This is a genomic window from Paenibacillus ginsengarvi (assembly GCF_003626695.1).
In the GTDB taxonomy this organism is placed as follows: domain Bacteria; phylum Bacillota; class Bacilli; order Paenibacillales; family NBRC-103111; genus Paenibacillus_AB; species Paenibacillus_AB ginsengarvi.
In genome coordinates this window covers 51360-70843 of record NZ_RBAH01000010.1, presented here as the reverse complement: position 1 = coordinate 70843, position 19484 = coordinate 51360, and the positions used below count along the sequence as shown (strand labels likewise).

The window sequence follows — 19484 nt, the reverse complement described above, 5'->3', positions numbered from 1 at the left end:
GTTTCGGGCTGGTTATGGAATGGAGGATGGAGAATGGAGAATGGAGAAGCAAGGGAGGACATTTCATGAGTAAAGCTTTTTCGAGAAAAAGCTTTAGCCTGGTTCTGCTGATCATACTGCCGCTGCTGCTCATATGGGGCGCGCTGCATGTGCGGGCGGATGCGGGCAATTGGACGGATACGGGTAACTTTGAAGAAGACTGGTATTTGAACTATACGAACTATACTACGTTTACGATCGATTCTCCGAAGAAGCTGGCCGGAATCGCCAAGCTGGTGAATCAGGGAACGACGGATTTCCAGGGGAAAATTTTGGAGGTTAGCGGGCCTCTGAGTATGGCCGGTCATGGCTGGGTTCCGATCGGCACGAAGGACCGGCCGTTCCGGGGCACGCTCATCGCAGGCAGCGGCGGGCCCTACACGATATCCGGGATCGTCGTGACCGGCCCATACACCCATGCGGGCTTCATCGGCAGCATGGAAAATGCAACGGTGGGGGGACTCACCGTGTCCGGCAGTATCACCGTAGCGTCGTCCGGGGAAGCGTATGCGGGAGGTTTGGCCGGGCTCGTCAAGAGCAGTGGCGGCCGCGAAAGCTATATGTACGATGTAGCCTCGAATGTAAGCTTGAATATGACGGTGACCGGCAACACGTACGCGGCTTATGCGGGGGGCATAGCGGGACTGGCCGGCGGGAAAATTTATAATGCCTCGAACGGCGCTAACGTAACCGTGACGGGCGTTACGTATCAGACGAGCGCCGGAGGCATAGCTGGGGGGATAGACGGGAGCCTCGCGCTGAAGTCGGTGTCGAATACGGCAACCGTCAACGCATCCGCAGCCGGAACGGCGTCAGCTGGCGGGATCGTCGGCGAGGTTAACGCCAATCTGCTCATGGCCGAGAGCCATACGGTTATTTCCAACAGCGGCGGCGTAAAAGCCGAAGGAACAGCCGCTTATAGCGGAGGCATCATGGGCCGGGTGGCATCCGCGGCTGCGGTGTCCATCTCCGACCAGACGGTCAACGCGGGCAGCGTGCAGGTGAACGCCGGCCAATCGTCGGAGGCGTATGCGGGCTCGCTGGTCGGCTTGTTCGAGAAGGACTTGACCTTAGGCTTTTCTTATACGAATACCGGTTCCGTCCAGAATCAGGGTAAAGACCGCGTCTATACCGGGGGACTTGCGGGACGAATCAAGGGGAACCTCAGTTTGAACGGCAGCTTCACGAATACGGCGGATATCGGGGCGGCAGCTACGGGGGCGAACGTGTATACCGGCTCCGTGGCGGGATATGCGGATGGGGATATTACCGCCGCTTCCGGTTTCCGGCTTCAGAACGAAGGAAAAGTGACGGTTACCGGCAGCGCATCCCAGGTGTATACGGGCGGCTTCTTCGGTGCGGCCGGCGGACAGGTCGCCTTCCGCAGCACGCTGCCGGGCGCTTATGCCACGAGCGGAGCTATTGCCGTTACCGGGAAGGCGGAGCTGTACACGGGAGGGATCGTTGCCGCGCAGGCGTACACGAAGATGGCGGCTAACGTTTCGAGTGCGGGCGATATTACGGTAACGGGCGACAAGTCACTGTATACCGGCGGGTACATCGGCAAGCTGTCGGCGGCCGGGGCCGGTCTTACGGGCGAGCAGTATGCGAAAACGATTCACGTAAGCGGAGCAGCCGCGCAAAATACGGACTTGGCCTCGGGCATTTTTACCGGCGGTCTAGTCGGATTGTACGGGCAAGGCGGGGTCATAGACGGCACCTCCTTTACCGGGAATCTGGACGTGACGGGCGGGCAGTATACGTATACGGGCGGCATTGTCGGTTATATGGGCGTTGGCACGATTACCGGCGCGAAAGCGGGGAATACGGCTGCAGCCTATGCGACGATCGAGTCGACGGGAGATGCGGGAGGCATCGCCGGCTACGCGGCCGGGAGCATCCAGTCGTCCGTCCCCGAGTATATAAGCGTTCGCGCCCATGGACAGGACGGGCTTGCCGGGAAAGCCGGAGGCATAGCGGGCGAGACGGTCTCGGGCACGGTCATCGGCAGCGGGTCTTCGCCGATCGTGGTGAAGCATGTGAGCGTAGTCTCGACCGGGGACAAGACGAGTCTCGGCGGCGCGGTTGGAGATAACCGCTCGAGCGATGTATTTATCACGATGCCTCTGACGGAAGCGGGCGAGCTGACGCTGCAATCGAGCGGCGACGACTCCGTCGTAGGCGGCGTCTTCGGCCGGAACAGCGCTCCTATTGCGGCTGCGAATGTACCGGACATTCGCCATATCAAGATCGTCTCCACCGGAGCGCGAGCGGAAGCGGGCGGGATCGTAGGGTGGAGTGCCGGGGCGCTTGACGGCCTGACGATTGTGAGCCCCGATGTGTCGGCCCAAGGCGAAGGCAGCGTCGCGGGGCTTCTGGCCGGCCGCAGCAGCGGCGGCATCAGCTTGCCGAAAGTAATCGGCGAGAGCGGCGCGAATGTGAAACTTGCCGTCGGAGGGCAGTCGTCCGTCGCCGGAGGCGTCGTCGGAGTGCTGGAAAACGCGACTCTCACCGGGAACGGTATCGACGCGGCGGTGGCGAATGCGGTTATTACCGCTACCGGAGCCAGCAATATTGCGGGCGGCATCGTTGGCAAGAGCGTTGCCTCCGGCGTGGAGTCCGTCGTCAGCGATAGCCCTGTGATCACCGCGACCGGCACCGGCTCCGCGGCGGGCGGTATCGCCGGGGAAGCGACGGGAGCCGGGCATATTCGGAACAGCGCCGTCCATAAGCCGCAGATTACCGCCAGCGGCGCCGATTCCATAGCGGGCGGCATCGCCGGGTATACGGAACAGGAGATCGTGAACCCTGCCGTAGCCGCTTATGACGGGGATTACGCGATTCTGGTGCTCGGCGGCGGCAATTCCGTTGTCGGGGGGATAGCGGGGAAGGCGACAGGCGCCTCCATCACAGGAAATGGCCAGGCCAGCAATCTGGAGAACGTGCTAATCCATGTTCTTGAGGCTGCGGACGGAGCGACGGCGGGAGGGATCGTCGGCCGGAATGAAACGACGCCGATCCGCAGCTTGGTCGCCGCAAACGTGAAAATGACCGACAATGCTCCAAGGTCCACGGCGGGCGGTCTGGCCGGTTACCACAAAGGCTCCGCAACCGCAGTTTTTGCCGACAACTATATGTCGGACATTCACATCACCGCGAACGCAACATCCGCCCATTCCGTGCTCGGCGGTCTTATCGGACTGAACGACACAAGGGACGGGGCCATAGATGACGGCGATCCGAAAGCGACGGCAAGCCCGCTTGTCCTTAACCGGAGTCTGGGCAGCCTGACCGTTCATTCATCGGAGTCCAAGGTGGGCGGTCTGGTCGGGGAGAATCGTTCCTTGATCGCGAGCACGAGTATTTCCGACGGCTTCCGGGTCGCTTCCTGGGGCAGCCAGAATACGGTAGGCGGCCTGGTCGGCCTGAATACGAAGACGGTATACTATTCATTTTCGAACGCGGGGTTATCTCTGGCGGGCAGCCAAACTGCCGCAGGCGGTCTGGTCGGCGAGAATACCGGGCTCGTCGCCGCCTCCTATATGCATAAGGATATATCGGCCGACATTAGCGGTACCGAGAACGGATATGGATATGTTGGCGGATTGATCGGCAAAAACAGCGGTACCGTCGATCGTTCCTACACGTCCTCCGCCGTTGCCGTCAATGGAGCCTATGCGAACGCAGGCGGTCTGATCGGCTGGCATGTTGGCGGCAGCGTAGATAGCAGCTACGCGGCGAAGCCGGTGGCAGCAAGCGGCGCGAATTCGTTCGCGGGCGGTTTCTTCGGAAGAATAACCGGCGGATCCGTCAAGGATAGCTACTCGGCCGGGCAAATCACCGGAAGCGGCGGCGCATATGCGGGAGCGTTTGCCGGCCGGTACGATACGGCGAACAAAGAGCTGCTGGAAAACAACTATTATTTGAAGGATGAAGCGCTGGGGCTGAACAGCGGCTTGCTGGACTTTGCCGCAGGCAGCTATTACGAGCTGAAGCTGTACCACCGGTTATCCCCGATTTTGTCCGGCAGTTTGGCCGACCGGGAAGCTTTCAAAGTCTTGTCCGGCTGGGATTTCAGCAGCCCGAGCAAACGTTGGACGTATGGTTCGCTGCTTGCGGAGTACCCGTATCCCGAGCTCGTCCTGGAGTCGGGCAGCGGCGGAGGACCGTCCCAGCCCGAGGTGAACGTAAATATTAGCTGGTACACGCAGCATAAGGACGAGCCGAAGTTTTATATCGGCACGGAAGCGGAGCTGGCGGGACTTGCCGCCATCGTAAACGGCAGCGTGACGGGGCTTCCGAGATTCGATTTTGCCGGAAGAGTTGTGGAGCTTACCGCCCCGATCCGGATTCAGTCCGCGCAGTGGACACCGATCGGAAACAGTGAGCTTAATGCCTTCGAGGGAAGCTTTAACGGCAAAAGCTATCTGATCAGCGGTCTGAGAGCCGATAAACCCGATTATGCCGGTTTGTTCGGCGTTACGGGCAGCAAAGCGGTACTCAGTTTTGTCAAGCTGGAGCCGGTTTCGGTAACCGGAGGAGGCCGCGTAGGCGCGCTGGTCGCGTGGAACAAGGGCCAAATCGCGAATGCGGAAATCAACGTCCCGGCCGGCGGTTATGTGGCCGGCGGCATGCATACGGGCGGCATTGCCGGAGAAAGCGCGGGAGACGTGCGGCAATCGTCCGTAACCGTGGGGGCGGCGGGTGAAATTCGCTCCGCTGCTAACGGTGCAGCCGTAGGCGGCGCGGTCGGTTACGCTTCCTCAGGCAGTCTTACCAATGCGACCATCACTTTGAACGGTGGAACGGTTAAAGGTACAGGAACCGGCAGCAGTACGGGAGGAGCCATCGGCAGCTCTGGCGCGAACCATTTGCTGAGCGGTATTCGCCTTGCCGCCCTTAACGAAGCGGGCGCAAATACGGTAAACATTACCGGTAACGGCTTCGTGGGAGGCATTATCGGCACGAAAACGGGCAAGGAAGCCGCTTCATGGGATATCGCCGATATGGCCGTCGAGCAAGCGGTCATTTCCGCCGGCGCAGGCAGCCACGCGGGGGGCATCGTCGGCAAACTTGAGAAAGCGGCAATACGTGGCGGCGTGTTCAAAGGCTCTCTCCTGCTTAGCGCCGATGGCGTGAACGTAGGGGGTATCGTGGGCAGCAGCCTGGATTCGGTTATTTACAAGGCGGTTTCGGTGCCGGACATCGTCTTGTCCGTGTCATCGGGCACAAGCTATGCGGGAGGCATAGCGGGGACTGTCGAGTCGACGGCGGATACGGCTTTCGATTTCGGCAGCGCGCTTCCTCTATACAGGGGGATCTCGCTGTCCAAGACGGAAGGCGGCTCCATCCGGATCGCCGGAACGGGCAATGTCGCGGATATATCGGCCGGGGGCGCCGTGGGGGCGAACAAATCCGCTTCTCTGTACAGCGTTAGCGCTTCTGCGGGAGTGGAAGCAACAGGCGTAAAAACGGCCAATCTCGGAGGGATTGCCGGCTGGAATACGGGAGAAATCGTCGGCGGCGAATCGGCATCCGTCATTACGGCTTCCTCCTCCAGCATGTATAATGCCGGAGGAATCGCGGGTCTCTCGACCGGCGGAAGGATCGTTTATTCGCAGGCGAGTGCAGGCGGCAGCGTCCGGATCGGCAGCGTGGCAGCCAATAGCGGAGTCACGCCGGCTGCTCATGCGGGAGGCGCCGTAGGCAGATCGGCGGATACGGCCATCCGGAATACTTCTTCCGATTCGATCGTAAACGTTACGAGCGATAATCCTTACGCGACGCTGTACACGGGAGGTTTCGCCGGACTGCTGGAAGCCGGAACGTCCGGCAGCGGCTCGGTGGAGCGGGCTTATGCGAAGGGCTCCGTCACCGTAAGCGGGAAGGCGGGCTCGTACGCAGGCGGCTTTGCCGGGGACATCGATCGGCATACGATCTCCGAAGCTTATTCGTCGGCGCCGGTTTCCAATACCGCGTTTGACGCGAGAAGCGGAGGCTTCGCGGGCATGATCGACCAAGGCGCCGTCATTGCGAAGGCTTATGCGGCCCAAAGCAGCGTGGAGGCGATCGGCGCACATGGGGCGACGCGGGCGTATGCGGGAGGATTTGCCGGGTATAACAACGGCAGCCTGACGGAGACCTACGCAGCGGTAGGACGCACCGTCTCGCTGGCAAACGGCTCCAACTCCTATGTCGGCTCGTTTATCGGCTATAATTTCCGGGACGGCAGCGTCAGCGGCTCCTACTACGAAGGAGATACCGGGATCGGGCACGGTACGGCCGCACAAGGCCTCGCCCGGGCCGATCTCACCGCTGCGGACCAGCTGACCGGCTGGGATTTCGATTCCGGCAGCCCGGTTTGGGCTTACTTGGAAGGGAGCGGCGGCGGCAAGCCTGTTCTGCGGAACGTTTCGGGCTGGACGTTTGCTCCGGACTTGTCCTTCCTGATGGAAGGCGCGTCTGCCGGCGACCTCGTCATCTCCAGCGAGCGGCAGCTTGCCGCTGCGGTAGCGCTGCAGAATGACACCGATCTAAGTTTCTATCGCCAGTTCCATAAAAATGTGGTGGTAAAGCCGGCGTTTGCGAAGCTGACGCTGGGACGAGACATGGAGTTGTCAGGCGCCCTGTGGATTCCGTTCGAGGAGTTTGCGATCGTATGGGACGGCGGAGGGAAGAAGGTGGCCGGTCTCCGCTATGCCGGCAAGAGCTTCGATAACTATGGCTTCGTGAGGACGAATCGGGGCACGATTCAAAATACGGTGTTCGCCGACGCTCGCATCGGCGCTGGATCAAACGTTGGGATCGTCGCGGGAACGAACGGGGCGGACGGCGTCATCACCGGCGTCACGGTAAGCGGAAAGGTGACGGGAAGCGGCGATTACATAGGCGGCGTTGCCGGGACAAGCACTGGAGCAATCGGCGCCGTTAAGGCAGGCCAGCTGGATGTAACCGGCCGCCAATATGTCGGCGGCATTGCCGGCATAACGACGGCGGCGATCCGGGACATCACTTTGAACGGAGGTACCCGGATTACGGCGACGGGAAGCTTTGCCGGCGGTGTAGCCGGGTCGGCTAAGGAGCTGGCGAATATCAAGGCGGATGACGTTTCCGTTGTCGCTGCAACCGCTGCCGGCGGCATAACCGGCGAAGCGGCAGCCGTCTCGAACGTGACCGCGGGCAAGCTGACGGTGAAGGGCGAAGGCTCTCTCGGCGGCGTAGCAGGCAGCGTGACGGGGCCGGTAAGCGGCATCCGCGCCGCGGATGTAACGGTTGAGGCTGCAGACGGAACGGCGGCAGGTATCGTGGCCGAAACTGGCTTTATGATCAAGGATGTGGAGCTGAGCGGCGCGGACGTTAAAGGTTCTGCTTATGTCGGCGGAATAGCCGGCAAGACGACGGCGGTGATCCAGGACATCATTTTGAAGGGAAGCACCCGAATTACGGCGACGGGAAGTTTTGCCGGAGGCGCTGCCGGTTCGGCGAAGGAACTGGCGAATATCAAGGCGGACGACATTTCCGTTACCGCTGCAAAGGTTGCCGGGGGCATTACCGGCGAAGCGGCGGCTGTCTCGAACGTAATCGCGGGCAAGCTCGCGGTGAAGGGCGGAAGCTCGCTCGGCGGTATTGCGGGCAGCGTATCGGGTCCTGTCCGTGACATCCGGGCTGAGGGCGTGGCTGTCGAGGCTGTGGCAGGTACGGCGGCGGGCATCGTGCCGGAAACGGGCCATCTTATCGAAAATGTGCAGCTAAGCGGCGTAGCCATTAAGGGCTCCGGTTTTGTCGGCGGTATAGTCGGCAAAACGACGGCGGCAATAGCCCGCGCTTCCGTCGAAGGGGAACTGTCGATTCGGGAAGGCGTTGCGGGTGGAATAGCCGGCAGGAACGAAGGCAGCGTTGAGGATTCCCGTTTCAAGGGACGCGTATCCGGCGGCGGTTATGCCGTAGGAGGCGTAGCCGGCGACAATGTAGGCCGGATTCAGACGTCCTATGCTTCGGGCACAGTCGAGTCCAAGAACGAGGGCGCTTTGAAGATCGGCGGTTTATCCGGCACGAACAGTCCGTCCGCCGTTATCGAAAGAAGCTTTTCGACCGCTGAGCTTCGTGCGGAGGCGGACAGCGTCAGCGCGGGCGGTGTAACGGGAGAGAATGAAGGCACACTGTACGGCGTGCTGAACGCCGGGAATATCCGCATTATGGGACAAAGCCTGACGCGGGCCGGCGGGATAGCCGGTTATGCGGCGGCGGGGCATATCGACAACGCCCTGAGCTATGGACAAGTGGAAGGCACGATTAACGGATTAAAGGTGTATGGAAGAACGTTCTATGGGGCGGTAGCCGGTCAGGCTGCGGAGGCGGCCGTCTTGAAGAATACGATCGGGGACAGTCAGATGCTGGCGGAAAACATCGCTTATAACGACGGCAGCGGCCGTTTTGTCCGATCGGTGGCAGGGAAGGCCGAGACTGTGAAAACGGGCGCTCTTATCCAAAGCAAGCTGTACGAAGGCTTGGACGGAGCGATCTGGAAAGCCTCCGCAGGGTTTTATCCGCATCTCGCCGCATTTGGCGGCGTGGAAGCAGCGAAGCTTGCGGCGGCGGCGGTCGTCCTGCACGAACAGGATACGGCGTACCGGGTGAAGTCCGGCTATACGTTGACGGACGATCCGTCCATCGTATGGAAGACGGCAAGCCATGACGGGACTGTGCAATTGACGGCTTCCTTAGGCAAGGAAAGCAAAACAATCGCCGTGAACAAGCAAGCGATCCTCTACGTCGACACGGCGCAGAAGCCGGAAGGGCTGTCGACCGGAACTTTCAAGGAGACAGTTAGCATCCGCTTGTCCACGAACGAGCCAAACGGAACAATCTACTATACGCTGGACGGCAGCCGTCCTACGGAGTTGTCCCAGCAGTATGCCGGACCTATCGTATTGACCCAAACCGCAGCCGTCCAAGCGATAGTTGCCGCTGAAGGCAAAAACGACAGCGAGCCCGTTCAGGCGCTGTATACGAAGGAGAAACCTGCAACCGCCGGCGGCGGCTTTGGAGGGGGCGGCGGAGGCTTTATGCCGGCCGATTCCAAAGCGACTGTTCTGGTGAACGGCAAGGCGGCCAAGGCCGGTACGGAAACGTCCGAAACGATTAACGGACAAGTCCATACCGTTATTACTATGCAAGAGGAATTGCTGAAGCCGTTGCTCGCCCAGGAGAAGGGCGAGGGGGCGGAGATCGCCATCGTCTTCGAGAAGAAGGCGGACGTATGGACGGTCGAGTTGAACGACACGCTGATCCGGGAGATGGCGAGCCGGAAGGCGGCTCTCCGGATGGAAGCCGGCGGCGCGTCCTACCTCGTTCCTGCTGCGCAGCTAGCCGAGAACGCCGAGCTGCAAAGCTTGAGTGAGCTGGCGGGTGCGGGCAAAGTAAAGATACGGCTCGAGATCGGGCTGCCCGACGGGGCCAAGACCGAACAGATCAAGCAAACGGCGGCGAAGGGCGGATACACGTTCGTCATCCCTCCGGTGTCGTTCCGCACGTTGTATTCGGCGGGCGACCGTAACGGGGAGCTGGAGCGGTTCGGCACCTATGTGGAAAGGACGATACTGCTTCCGGACAGTGCAACTGAGTCCGGCAAAGTAGCGGGCCTTGCGATTGCGGCGGACGGGAGCATCAGCCCGGTTCCTGCCCGGATGAGTGCGATCGGCGGGAAAAAGGCTGTAGTCATCCGCAGCATGGCCGGAAGCGGTATCTTTGCGGTCGTGAACGCTTCCGCTGCGACGTTTGCCGACACGGATCGGCATTGGGCTCTGGAAGCTATACGCGATCTCGGCTCCCGCGGGATGATCAGCGGCACGGGCGAAGGCGTTTTCGAGCCGGACCGCAGCATGACGCGGGCGGAATTCGCAGCGATCGCAGTCAAGGCGCTGGGCTTGCCGGGCCGGGAGCGTGAGGCCGGGGGCCGTTTCTCGGATGTGGACGTCGCCGCCTGGTATACCCCATATATCCAAACGGCTTACGAGTACGGCCTGATCTCGGGACATGAAGACGGCAGCTTCGGTCCGCAGCGTACGATCAGCCGGGAGCAGGCAATTACGATTATCGGCAGGGCGATGGACTTAACCGGACTCCGGATGCATGTAACGGACGAGGAAACCCAGCGGCTGCTTGCAAGCTTCACAGATGCGGAGCGAATTGCGGGCTACGCTAGGGACGGAATTGCCGAAGGCGTCAAGGCGGGACTCGTGTCGGGAAAAGGCGAAAATACATTCGCCCCGGCCGACCCGATGACTCGCGCCGAAGTGGCGACCATCGTGCAAAGATTGCTGCACCGGTCGGGACTTATCGACTGATCAAGTTTCAAGTGAAACGAAAGGATCTCCTTCTGCGATTTGCAGCGGGGAGATCCTTTTCCGTTTGTTTCAGGCTGGGAAAGGCTTGCCGGCCGGCATAGCATAGCGTTGGCGGAACCGTTTGTTCCGCTATGCAGATGAGGAGGGGGGAAAACAGCTCGATAACGGAAGCGTAAGTTCCGTTAAGCCAGGCAAATGGAGCCGAATCCGGCTCTTCTTGGGGACATAGCGGAACAGTGAGTTCCGTTATAGGGGAGGCATGCAGGGGAATGCAGCGTTTAGCGGAAGTTTCGGTTCCGTTACGCTCGGCCCTTTTGTCCGCCACCCTCTTACGATTTCAAAGGCAGTACCATATAGAGCCATTTCGGTTCATGGAACAACAGTCGAAGCAGGAAGCTGTTCAGCTCGGCGTGAGTACGGAACGATTGCCGCTCATACAGCTGTCTGGCGCTTTCGTTGCTGGCCGCAACGTGCAGGCTGAGCATGCTCAGGCTCGGCTCGTTATGCACATAATCGCGCGCCCATTGCAGCAGTTGCCCTCCGATCCCATTGCCCCGCTGATCGGGACGGACGGCAAGATCCGAAATGTAACATTCCCCGTCTCTCGGCTCGTGGTCGAGAGCATAGAAGCCGATCAGCATTTTGATCAAGTTCCACTTGCCGAGCATACGTAAATCGCTCCACTGAAGGGTCCCATTCCGGGGCTGCTGCGTCGTGTCGAACCCGGCTTTCCGTTTGAGAGATACCGTAGCGACTACTTCTCCGCCATGCAGCGCAACCAGTCTCCGGCTTGTCGGTGACGCTGGGGCGCCAGCCAGCAGCCTCTCGAAAAAAAGACTAAGCGTTTCGTCGCTGGCACTCGTCAAGGCTTGAAACTTCCCGCGGAACCCGTGTACGAGCAGCTGGGCAACCTGAGCGCTATGCTGGACCTGCATCGGTTCAATCGTGATCGGCGCGGTCGTCATCATGATCTCTCCTTTCGGCGGGAGCGGCCGGATCGAGTTGGGCGAGCAGCTCGTAGTGCAGCTTGTCCGGGCTAAACAGGGATAAATACGATCGCTCGATAACGATCAGAGGTGCTGTTATCCGGTAATCATGCGTCGCGGCGTAATCGTAAAACTGCGTAATCGCCGGTTCCAGCTCGGACTCCTCGCGAATTAACATCCGGGCGGAGAGATACTCGCCTTCCGGCAAGCTGTAATCGCCGGGTGCTTCCGCCTCCGTGTACAGATTCATGGCGCCGGGCCCATCCTCGATATAGTGGATGTCCGCTTCGAACAAATTCGGAACGCTTCCGCCTTGATCGACCAGTTGTCTGGCCGTAAGCTTGGCAAGCGGCTCCAGTCTCATCCAGCGCGTCAAATAGGTGGCCCTCCGCCGCTGAAGATTGTACGGATTGGACGAGTGATCGGCGTTTTGCCGCTCGTTCAGGATGTTCGTCATCAACTGTTCGAGCTCCTGCAGACGCCGGATTTCGAAGCGTACATCCAGTAATGCCTGCTGAACCAGATGTTGTCCTTGCTCCGGGGAAGATGAGGCCGTGCAGCCTTGTATGGCGTTGACGGGTATGCCTAACCTGCGCAGCAGCAAAATATGCGCGAGCCGGTATATTTCGTCAATGCCGTACATGCGGTATTGATTGCTGTCCGTGTAAGCCGGCGTAAGCGCCCCTTTTTCCTCGAAGTACCGAATCTGATGGACGGATACATGCATCAGCCTGGCCAATTCGCTTATCGTGATTTCGTTTTTCACCGGATTTCCCCCTGATCGGTACAGCTTTGTATCAACGATACACCTTGGGTCCGGCCTAAGGTCAAGCAAAAAAATAAGGAACAGGCGTGTCGCATCATCGAATGCGACTGTTTGCCTGTTCCAAAAGAGTGTGGGCGGTCATCACCGCTTATCGTTACAGATGGGAGCCGCCGCTAGCATCGATACACTGGCCGGTGACCCAGCGGCTGTCCGGCGAAGCGAGGAAGGCGGCTATGTCCGCCACGTCCGCAGGTTGTCCCCATCGCTCGAAGATGGATAACCCCGCGGCGTACTTTTGACCGCCTGGGTCCTGCAAAGTGGCGGCGTTCATCTCCGTGTCGATGATGCCGGGCTGAATGGCGTTAACGGTAATACGGCGGCTCCCCAGTTGTTTGGCGAGGAGGAGCGTGAACGTATCGATGGCGCCTTTCGTCATGCTGTAGGCGAACACGCTGGGGGAGGCGGCACGCGTCACAAAGGAGGAAATGTTAATGATCCGGCCGCCGTCCTGCAGACGCGGTAAAGTCTGCTGGGTCACAAAAAGCGGAGCTTTCACGTTAATGCGCATCACCTCATCGAAAGACTGCTCCGTCGTCTCCTCCAGACTGACGATTTGACCGATTCCGGCGTTGTTGACGAGGATATCGAGCCGGTTTGCGCCGGTGTGCTTCATAATGGCCTCATCCAGCCCGGCCATCAACGCTCCGATGCCGTCCAGCGTGCTCAGATCTGCGCCGATTGCACAAGCGTTTCCGCCGTTTTGTCCGATCGTGCGGACGACTTCCTCCGCCTCCTCTCGTCTTCTGGCGTAGTGGACGACGACGAATGCGCCCTCCTTCGCCAGCCGCAAGGCGATGCTGCGGCCGATGCCGCGACTTGCTCCGGTGACGAGCGCTATTTTTCCTTCCAATTTGTTCATTTGGTTTCATCTCCTTTGTCCGTTTTCAGGTTTAGTTATATCACGGGGCAGCTTTGGAAATGTTGCTCACTTATTCGCCATGCTTGTATACAAACAGGTATAATGGTAACAGCTAGCATAGTTCCTAATCTCATCCTTCTCATTTTCCAGCAGGGAGTGAAGTCGTTTGTTCTATGTCAATGCCCGCGCCATCGTAGAGCGCGAACGGGACGGAATAACGGAAATTATTATTCAAACGCGGAAAAAGCCGAACCAGCCGAAGCAGTTCGAGCTGCCCGGAGGGGGCGTAGAGCTGTTCGAGTCGCTTACGGCCGCACTGCGCCGCGAGGTGAAGGAAGAAACCGGTCTTGAGGTGACCTGGATCGAAGGGGAAGAGACGCGGATCGATACGACGGGAATCAATCCGAATTTCGCGGTCGAATGCATCCGGCCTTTCGCCGCCTATCAGACGATATTGGGAGGAATCGATTCGGTCGGCTACTATTTCGTTTGCCGGGCGGAAGGCGAACTTGTGCAAGAGGGCGACCGCACGCAAAACCCCCACTGGATTAACGTGGACGAATTGTCCAAACGGATCCTGGAAGATCCGCTGCAGTTTATTAACATCGACTGTGCCGCGATCAAGTTTTATTTGAAGCACCGCATGAACTGGCCGGGGCATTGAGACACACGGCTCCTTCCGGCTTGCAACCGCAAAACGAAAGGACCTTGAGCTTCCGCTTCAGTGGGGGCCGAGGTCCTTTTTTCGAGTTACCGCGATCGCTACGCTCGCTCGGCAGACGGCTTTGGGCGACAATTTTGCCTTAAACGTTTTTTACATACTTCTAGCCGGGTTATCATGAGATACTGATGGAAATAAATACTGCGGCAGGAGGAAAAGCGATGGTAGACGTGTTTGCCGTTGCCGGTGTGATCGTCAAGCAGATTGAAGTCCGTTACCCGGAGGATATCGCCATTGTCGGTTATTACGGCTCGTACTTGCAAGGGAGAGCGACCGAACGCTCAGATTTGGATTTTTTCTTTATACCGTCTACGGAGAGAGGAAGGCAGGCGGAGCTGCAATTTCTAATCGGCGGCATCAGCTTTGATTTTTATCCCATCAGTTGGGAGCGGGCCGAACGGATGGCGCGCTTCGAGGATTGGAACACGACGATCATAGCGGATTGCGAGCTGTTGTATGTTCGCTCGGAGGAAGATCGCACAAGATTCATGCGGCTTCGTGACACGATAGCGGACATGAAGCACCCGTCCAAGATGCCGGCCATGATGAATAAAGCCGAGCTCGCGCTGCGTGAATGTTTTGCCGGCCTGGACCGATTCCGGCTTGCCGGGCTTCGATTAGATCTGTCCTATTGCCGGACCATTGGACAGGACATCGCCGGACATCTGTTCCGATGTCTCGGCTATTTGAACCAAACGTATTATACACGAAGCTGGGGCCATTACCGGGAGCAGGTCCGGAAGCTGCCGCTGAGTCCGGATACCCTCGAATCCTGCCTCGATACGATCATGTTCAGCCGTTCCGCGGACGAAATCCGGTCCGCTTGCGAGCGGGTGACGCTCGATACGCACAGGCTGATCTCGGAACGAAGAGAAGGCTTGGAAGGCCGCCGCTCTTATGCGGACCGTTTGAAAGGGTACTACGAAGAAGAACGGGGCATGCTGAACAAGCTATTGACCGCTTGCGAGACCGGACAGTACGAAACCGCCTTTTTCGTGGCCGTCGGCGTTCAGGACGACTTGAGCCGGATGCTGTATGCCGCTGAGAGGGGATATGGCCCCGGCTTCTTGGGTACGGGGGAATACCGGGACTATTATACGAAGTTCGGGTACCCGGATCTCGTCTCGCTGCTGGACCCGAACGATTTCGAGCCGCTTAGGTTAGCGGTTCTTCGCTTGATAGAACGGCTGGAGAAGCATTTGTCGTCGGAGGGCGTGCCTCTGAACCGATTCGATTCGGTAGCCGAATTCGAAGCGTTCTACAGCTTGCCGCGTTAACCGGATAACCCGCAAGCAACCGATCCCGAAGGGGGAGAACGTATGACTTACCGCAAGCCGGAAGCGGACCGCATTTCAAGGAGCGCCTAATCGGGCTACTTCTTTCAAGGGCGCAGACGCGCTGCGGTTTTATGCCAAAATGGGGCGCCGAAGCTCCTACGAATATTTGCGCAATTCGCTGCTGAGTCTCGTTCGGGGATAAAGCCTCTGCCGATGAAGGGCCCGTTATCATGATTTTATCAGCATAACATCACCGTCTGTGGAGGCGATTTGATGGTATATTCGGATTATCTTGGCTAAGGGGGCTTGCCGAACGGATGTCTTCTCCTTTTGACTGCATCAGCGATTTTATGTTTTTTGAAACGGAAGTGGAGCCGGCGGATGTCATTTTGATTCCGGGGGCGAGCCAGCCTCAACTGATGGAACAAGCTGCGCGGTTGTACCATCAAGGCATTGCGCCGTTCATTTTGCCCTCGGGCGGGTCCACGCCTTATGTGGAAACGACGGAATGGGAGTTTTTGCGGAATGTCGGGGTATCGCTGGGCGTTCCTGCGGAAGCGATCCTTCGCGAAGATACGGCAACCAACACGTTTGAGAACGCGCGCCTTTCTTGGGAAGTTTTGCAGAGCAAGCACATGCACCCGAAGAAGGCGGTGCTTGTCTGCAAAAACTACCATGCCCGAAGGGCGCTTTTGACCTATCAGCTTTTTTTTTCGCGCGAAACCGTGTTTTACGTAAGCCCGGTTATCGACCGATCGGGAACGACGAAGCTCAACTGGTGTCTGGACGAACGCAAAATCCATCTGGTCATGTCCGAGCTGGAAAAGGTCGGGACGTATTTCAGGCGACATATTTCAAACTGGAATCCGTAGTTGGTGCCGCTGTGATGGCGGCTTTTTTATTTGTTTTTTGAAAATGGGGGGATGAGCGGTGGATCGATTCCTGAGTTTTGTGGTTAAAGCGATAACGGAAAGTGTAAAGGACGTTAAGGGGATTGTGCTGAAGGGCTCAAGGCAGACAGAGGCTCTGGTCGACATATGGTCGGACTACGATCTGGAGGTTGTGCTGAAACCGGGGGCGGCGGTTTGCGAACAGGAGGCGCTTCGGGCCGCCGATCGGATTGGACTTGTTGTCGGGAGCGAGATTTACAGACATGGCGAGCATGCTTTTTTGTACCGAACGGCTATCGAATACGAATCGCAAATTTATTTGCTCGACATGCAGCTCAGTGCCTATACCGAATGGATAGCCCATCAAGAGGGTCCGTTTACTGTTCTATACGGGGAGCTCGAGCTTGGCGAAGCCGTGCAGCAGGGTGACGCCACCGGGCATGATCCCTTTGCTTCGTATGAGTATGAGGCCGTATGGTTCAAGTATTTCATCGCGATCAAGAGATTGGCTAGACATGATTATTTGATCGGGCTGCATTTGCTTTTGGATTTGGTTCGTGAATATTTAGTGGTCGTAATGATCGAAAGGGATGCAGAACGAGGGACTACGATCCACAGGCACGGTTATGGCGAACGGCTACCGGCTGCAATGGATCTGACCTTGCTGGATACCTCCGACCCGGTGAAAGTTTTTGACTTTATTGCGAATGTAGCGTATGAATACGATAACAAGCTGGTCCGTTATATAAAAGGATACGCCAGCCGATATGAGCAGGTGGCGGGGTATATCGAACAAACGAAGCGTTTCGCAGCGCGCAAGTAAAGGGAGGCAAACCGATGTATGGACAAACGGTATATTATCGCGAGTATGGAGAGCCTCATGAGGTGCTGACCGTGGAACGTCGGGAGGTTGCGGAGCCCGGGCCCGGGGAGATTGTGGCGGAGATGGCCTGCCGGCCGATCAATCCGTCCGATTGGATCCCGATTCGGGGCGCTTACCGGCACCGGACGAGCTTGCCCGGCATTCCCGGCTACGAGGGAGTCGGAACGGTAGTCCGGGTCGGACCGGACGTGCCGCCTGACATGCTCGGCAAGCGCGTACTGCCGCTTCGGGGCGAAGGGACGTGGCAGCAATATGTGAAAACATCCGCCTCCTTGGCCGTGCCTGTGCCGGATTTTGTCCCCGACAGCGACGCCAGTCGCTTATATATCAATCCGCTGACGGCATGGGTCGTCTGTAAAATGCTGCTTGGGAATGGCCGGCCTGACCGTTACTATTTGCTCGTCAATGCGTGCAGCTCTGCGATCGGGCGTATATTTGCGCAATGGGCCGCCGTATTCGGCTACAGGCTCATTGCCGTAATACGGAAGGCGGAGCATCGGCAGGAGCTGCTGCGATTGGGGGCGTGGCAGGTGGTCGACAGCTCGCAGACGGATCTGCGGGAGGCGGTGCTCGATCTGACGAACGGGCGCGGGGCCGACGCTGCGATCGATTCCATTGGCGGCAGTGACGGCTACCGGCTGGCGCAGGCTGTGCGGCGCTGCGGTCTTTTTTTGTCGATCGGGCTGTTGTCGGGGATACAAGTAGATTGGCAGCGCATCGGTACGAAGCTTGGGGTGGAGGGAAAGCTGTTTCATCTGCGGCATTGGGTCGCATCCGCTTCCGACGACGCTTGGCAGAGCGCCTTTACGCAGCTATTCGCGCTGTATCGCCAAAAGCAGCTGGATCTCGGAAAGCCGGCGGCGAGCTTCACCTTGAGCGAAGCGGCGCAAGCGGTCCGGGCGGCGGAGCAGTCGGGAGGTAAGGTGCTGCTTATATGAGGGAGGGCAGTTGCAACCTCTGGCCCGCCTAATCCGTTTTAAGGATGACCGCAATTGGGGGAGGGAAGTTTGTGTTTAAACGGATTTGGCTTGCGCTGCTCGTATCGATCGGCTGTTTTGTTGGCGTGTCATCCCAAGCGAACGCTTCATCGTGCGCCCCGCCGCAGCCGGTCAAGCAGGAGCTGGAGAGCAGCTCGATCGTGTTCAAAGGCAAGGCGACGGAGGTCAAAAAGGGCGGGCTAACCGTGTTTCAGGTCGAGGAGGCGTGGAAAGGGGTCAAAAGCACGGTAGTAGAGCTATACGACAACGGCTGGGACCCTTATACGCCGGGCAACGAATATTTGGTGTTTGGCGGCGAGCGCGACGGCGGCCTGCGAACGAACCTGTGCGGACGCTCGGGACTGTGGGATCAGGCGCGCGAGGACGCGATGAAGAAAGAGAATCTTCAATCCACCGTATTCAGTCCGGGTTCAGCGCCGGTTATTGCGAAAAGCGTGGAGCGTACCGGCACGCAGTCTATGGGAGTCGTCGTCGCAGGTGCGGTGATCGTATTGCTGGCGCTTGCGGCGGTTTCGATTGTACTGTGGCGAAACATGCGCCGCGGTGCGGATTGAGGCGTTGCCGTCCTTATATAAATTTCTCCAAAACTCCGTTCTAATAGTGACATCCAGTTGTCACGAATAGGCTGGTATACTGCTAGACAAGACGCTGCGAACAGGGGATGCGTCATTTGAAAAGAATGGACAGGCTTATGGCGATTATGATCGCCTTGCAGCAAAGAACGGAAACGGCACAAATGCTGGCCGACAAGCTCGAGGTGTCGAGGCGGACGATCATCCGCGACATGCAGTCGCTGGCGGAGATTGGGGTTCCCGTCTACTCCGTATCCGGACCGGCAGGGGGTTACCGGCTGATGGAAGGGTTCCGTTTGCCGCCGCTCCAGCTCGATCCCGAAGAGGCGCTAACCGTGCTGTTTGCGCTTCGGGCGATGACCCGTTTGTCCGATACCCCGTTTAATCAGGCGCGGTGGACGGCGATCGACAAGATCAAGGCGGTGCTGCCGCAGCAAACGCTGCAGCAAATCGAGCCGATGCTGGACTATGTCGAGCTGGAGGTGCCCGAGCGGCAGGTGAAGACGCCGTTTTTGTCTCCGCTGCTTGCTTATGCCGCCAAGGGGGCGACGATCCGGGCGCTTTACCGGTCCGAGCGGCACCGCCGCTGGCTAACGCTGAAGCCGCTCAAAGTGCAAACGTCCCGCGGCTTCTGGTACGTCTCCGCCTATTCGGACACCCACGGCGAGGAACGGACGTTTCGCGTCGACCGGTTCGAGGCGCTCGAACAATCCGAGCCTGGGGATAGCGCCGCGGCGGAAGGGCTGGAGGCTCCGAAGAAAAAACGGGCGGATGAGGCGAAGCCGCCTGTCCGGATCGTAGCCCGGCTCACGTACCGGGGAGCGCTGCTGGCCGAGCAGGACGAGCATATCGGCGAGATCGTCAAGATGACGGGCGAGGACGAGTGGGAGCTGGATTTTGCTTGCCCGTCGTCGGAATGGGCGTGGGCGGTCCGCTTTTTCTATACGCTCGGGATGGATGCGGAAGTGTTGTCGCCGCCGTCGCTTCGCGTGGAGCTGCGGCGAAAGGCGGAAGAAATGTCGAGCCGTTACGGCCCGGGCGAATCCCCTGTTTGACGCGCTGGAAGCAGGAACAAACGAGAGGAGTA

At 58.8% G+C, this 19484-nt stretch carries 11 protein-coding genes; 8 read left to right on the top strand and 3 right to left on the bottom strand.

The features are described 5' to 3' along the window. The first annotated feature begins 65 nt into the window (after positions 1 to 65). Positions 66 to 10385, top strand: a complete 10320-nt coding sequence (locus tag D7M11_RS15275; protein ID WP_120748107.1) for an S-layer homology domain-containing protein — start codon at positions 66 to 68, stop codon at positions 10383 to 10385. 329 nt (positions 10386 to 10714) lie between these two features. Here D7M11_RS15275 and D7M11_RS15270 read toward each other — a convergent pair whose 3' ends face one another. The 3 genes from D7M11_RS15270 to D7M11_RS15260 all read right to left on the bottom strand — a co-directional run bounded on the left by D7M11_RS15270 (position 10715) and on the right by D7M11_RS15260 (position 13056). Next, a complete protein-coding gene (locus D7M11_RS15270) occupies positions 10715 to 11353 on the bottom strand; it encodes a GNAT family N-acetyltransferase (RefSeq protein WP_240041129.1) in 639 nt (212 codons plus the stop codon). Further along, complete coding sequence (locus D7M11_RS15265; protein ID WP_120748105.1) at positions 11325 to 12137, bottom strand: MerR family transcriptional regulator; 813 nt, start codon at positions 12135 to 12137, stop codon at positions 11325 to 11327. The genes D7M11_RS15270 and D7M11_RS15265 overlap by 29 nt, the downstream gene beginning before the upstream one ends. A gap of 154 nt (positions 12138 to 12291) precedes the next feature. Further along, positions 12292 to 13056: an SDR family oxidoreductase gene (locus D7M11_RS15260; RefSeq protein ID WP_120748104.1), complete on the bottom strand. Its 765-nt coding sequence runs from the start codon at positions 13054 to 13056 to the stop codon at positions 12292 to 12294. Between the two features lie 166 nt (positions 13057 to 13222). Between D7M11_RS15260 and D7M11_RS15255 the strand changes: the two genes are divergently transcribed. From D7M11_RS15255 to D7M11_RS15225, 7 genes are all read left to right on the top strand, one after another. Further along, positions 13223 to 13720 carry an NUDIX hydrolase gene (locus tag D7M11_RS15255; RefSeq protein ID WP_120748103.1) on the top strand — a complete coding sequence of 166 codons (498 nt, stop codon included), beginning with the start codon at positions 13223 to 13225 and terminating at the stop codon, positions 13718 to 13720. Positions 13721 to 13938: 218 nt separating this feature from the next. After that, entirely contained in the window at positions 13939 to 15054 is a 1116-nt protein-coding gene (locus tag D7M11_RS15250; RefSeq protein WP_120748102.1) for a nucleotidyltransferase domain-containing protein, read from the top strand. Positions 15055 to 15404: 350 nt separating this feature from the next. After that, on the top strand, positions 15405 to 15926 hold the full coding sequence (locus tag D7M11_RS15245) for a YdcF family protein (RefSeq protein WP_420818336.1): 522 nt from the start codon (positions 15405 to 15407) through the stop codon (positions 15924 to 15926). 58 nt (positions 15927 to 15984) lie between these two features. Further along, positions 15985 to 16767, top strand: coding sequence for a hypothetical protein (locus D7M11_RS15240; protein WP_120748100.1), 783 nt, complete (start codon positions 15985 to 15987; stop codon positions 16765 to 16767). A 14-nt stretch (positions 16768 to 16781) separates the two neighbouring features. Further along, positions 16782 to 17765 (top strand): zinc-dependent alcohol dehydrogenase family protein, encoded by a 984-nt coding sequence (locus D7M11_RS15235; protein ID WP_120748099.1) that lies wholly within the window; start codon positions 16782 to 16784, stop codon positions 17763 to 17765. Between the two features lie 71 nt (positions 17766 to 17836). Next, positions 17837 to 18379 (top strand): hypothetical protein, encoded by a 543-nt coding sequence (locus D7M11_RS15230; protein ID WP_120748098.1) that lies wholly within the window; start codon positions 17837 to 17839, stop codon positions 18377 to 18379. A gap of 125 nt (positions 18380 to 18504) precedes the next feature. Continuing rightward, complete coding sequence (locus D7M11_RS15225; RefSeq protein ID WP_120748233.1) at positions 18505 to 19452, top strand: helix-turn-helix transcriptional regulator; 948 nt, start codon at positions 18505 to 18507, stop codon at positions 19450 to 19452. Positions 19453 to 19484: the final 32 nt, after the last annotated feature.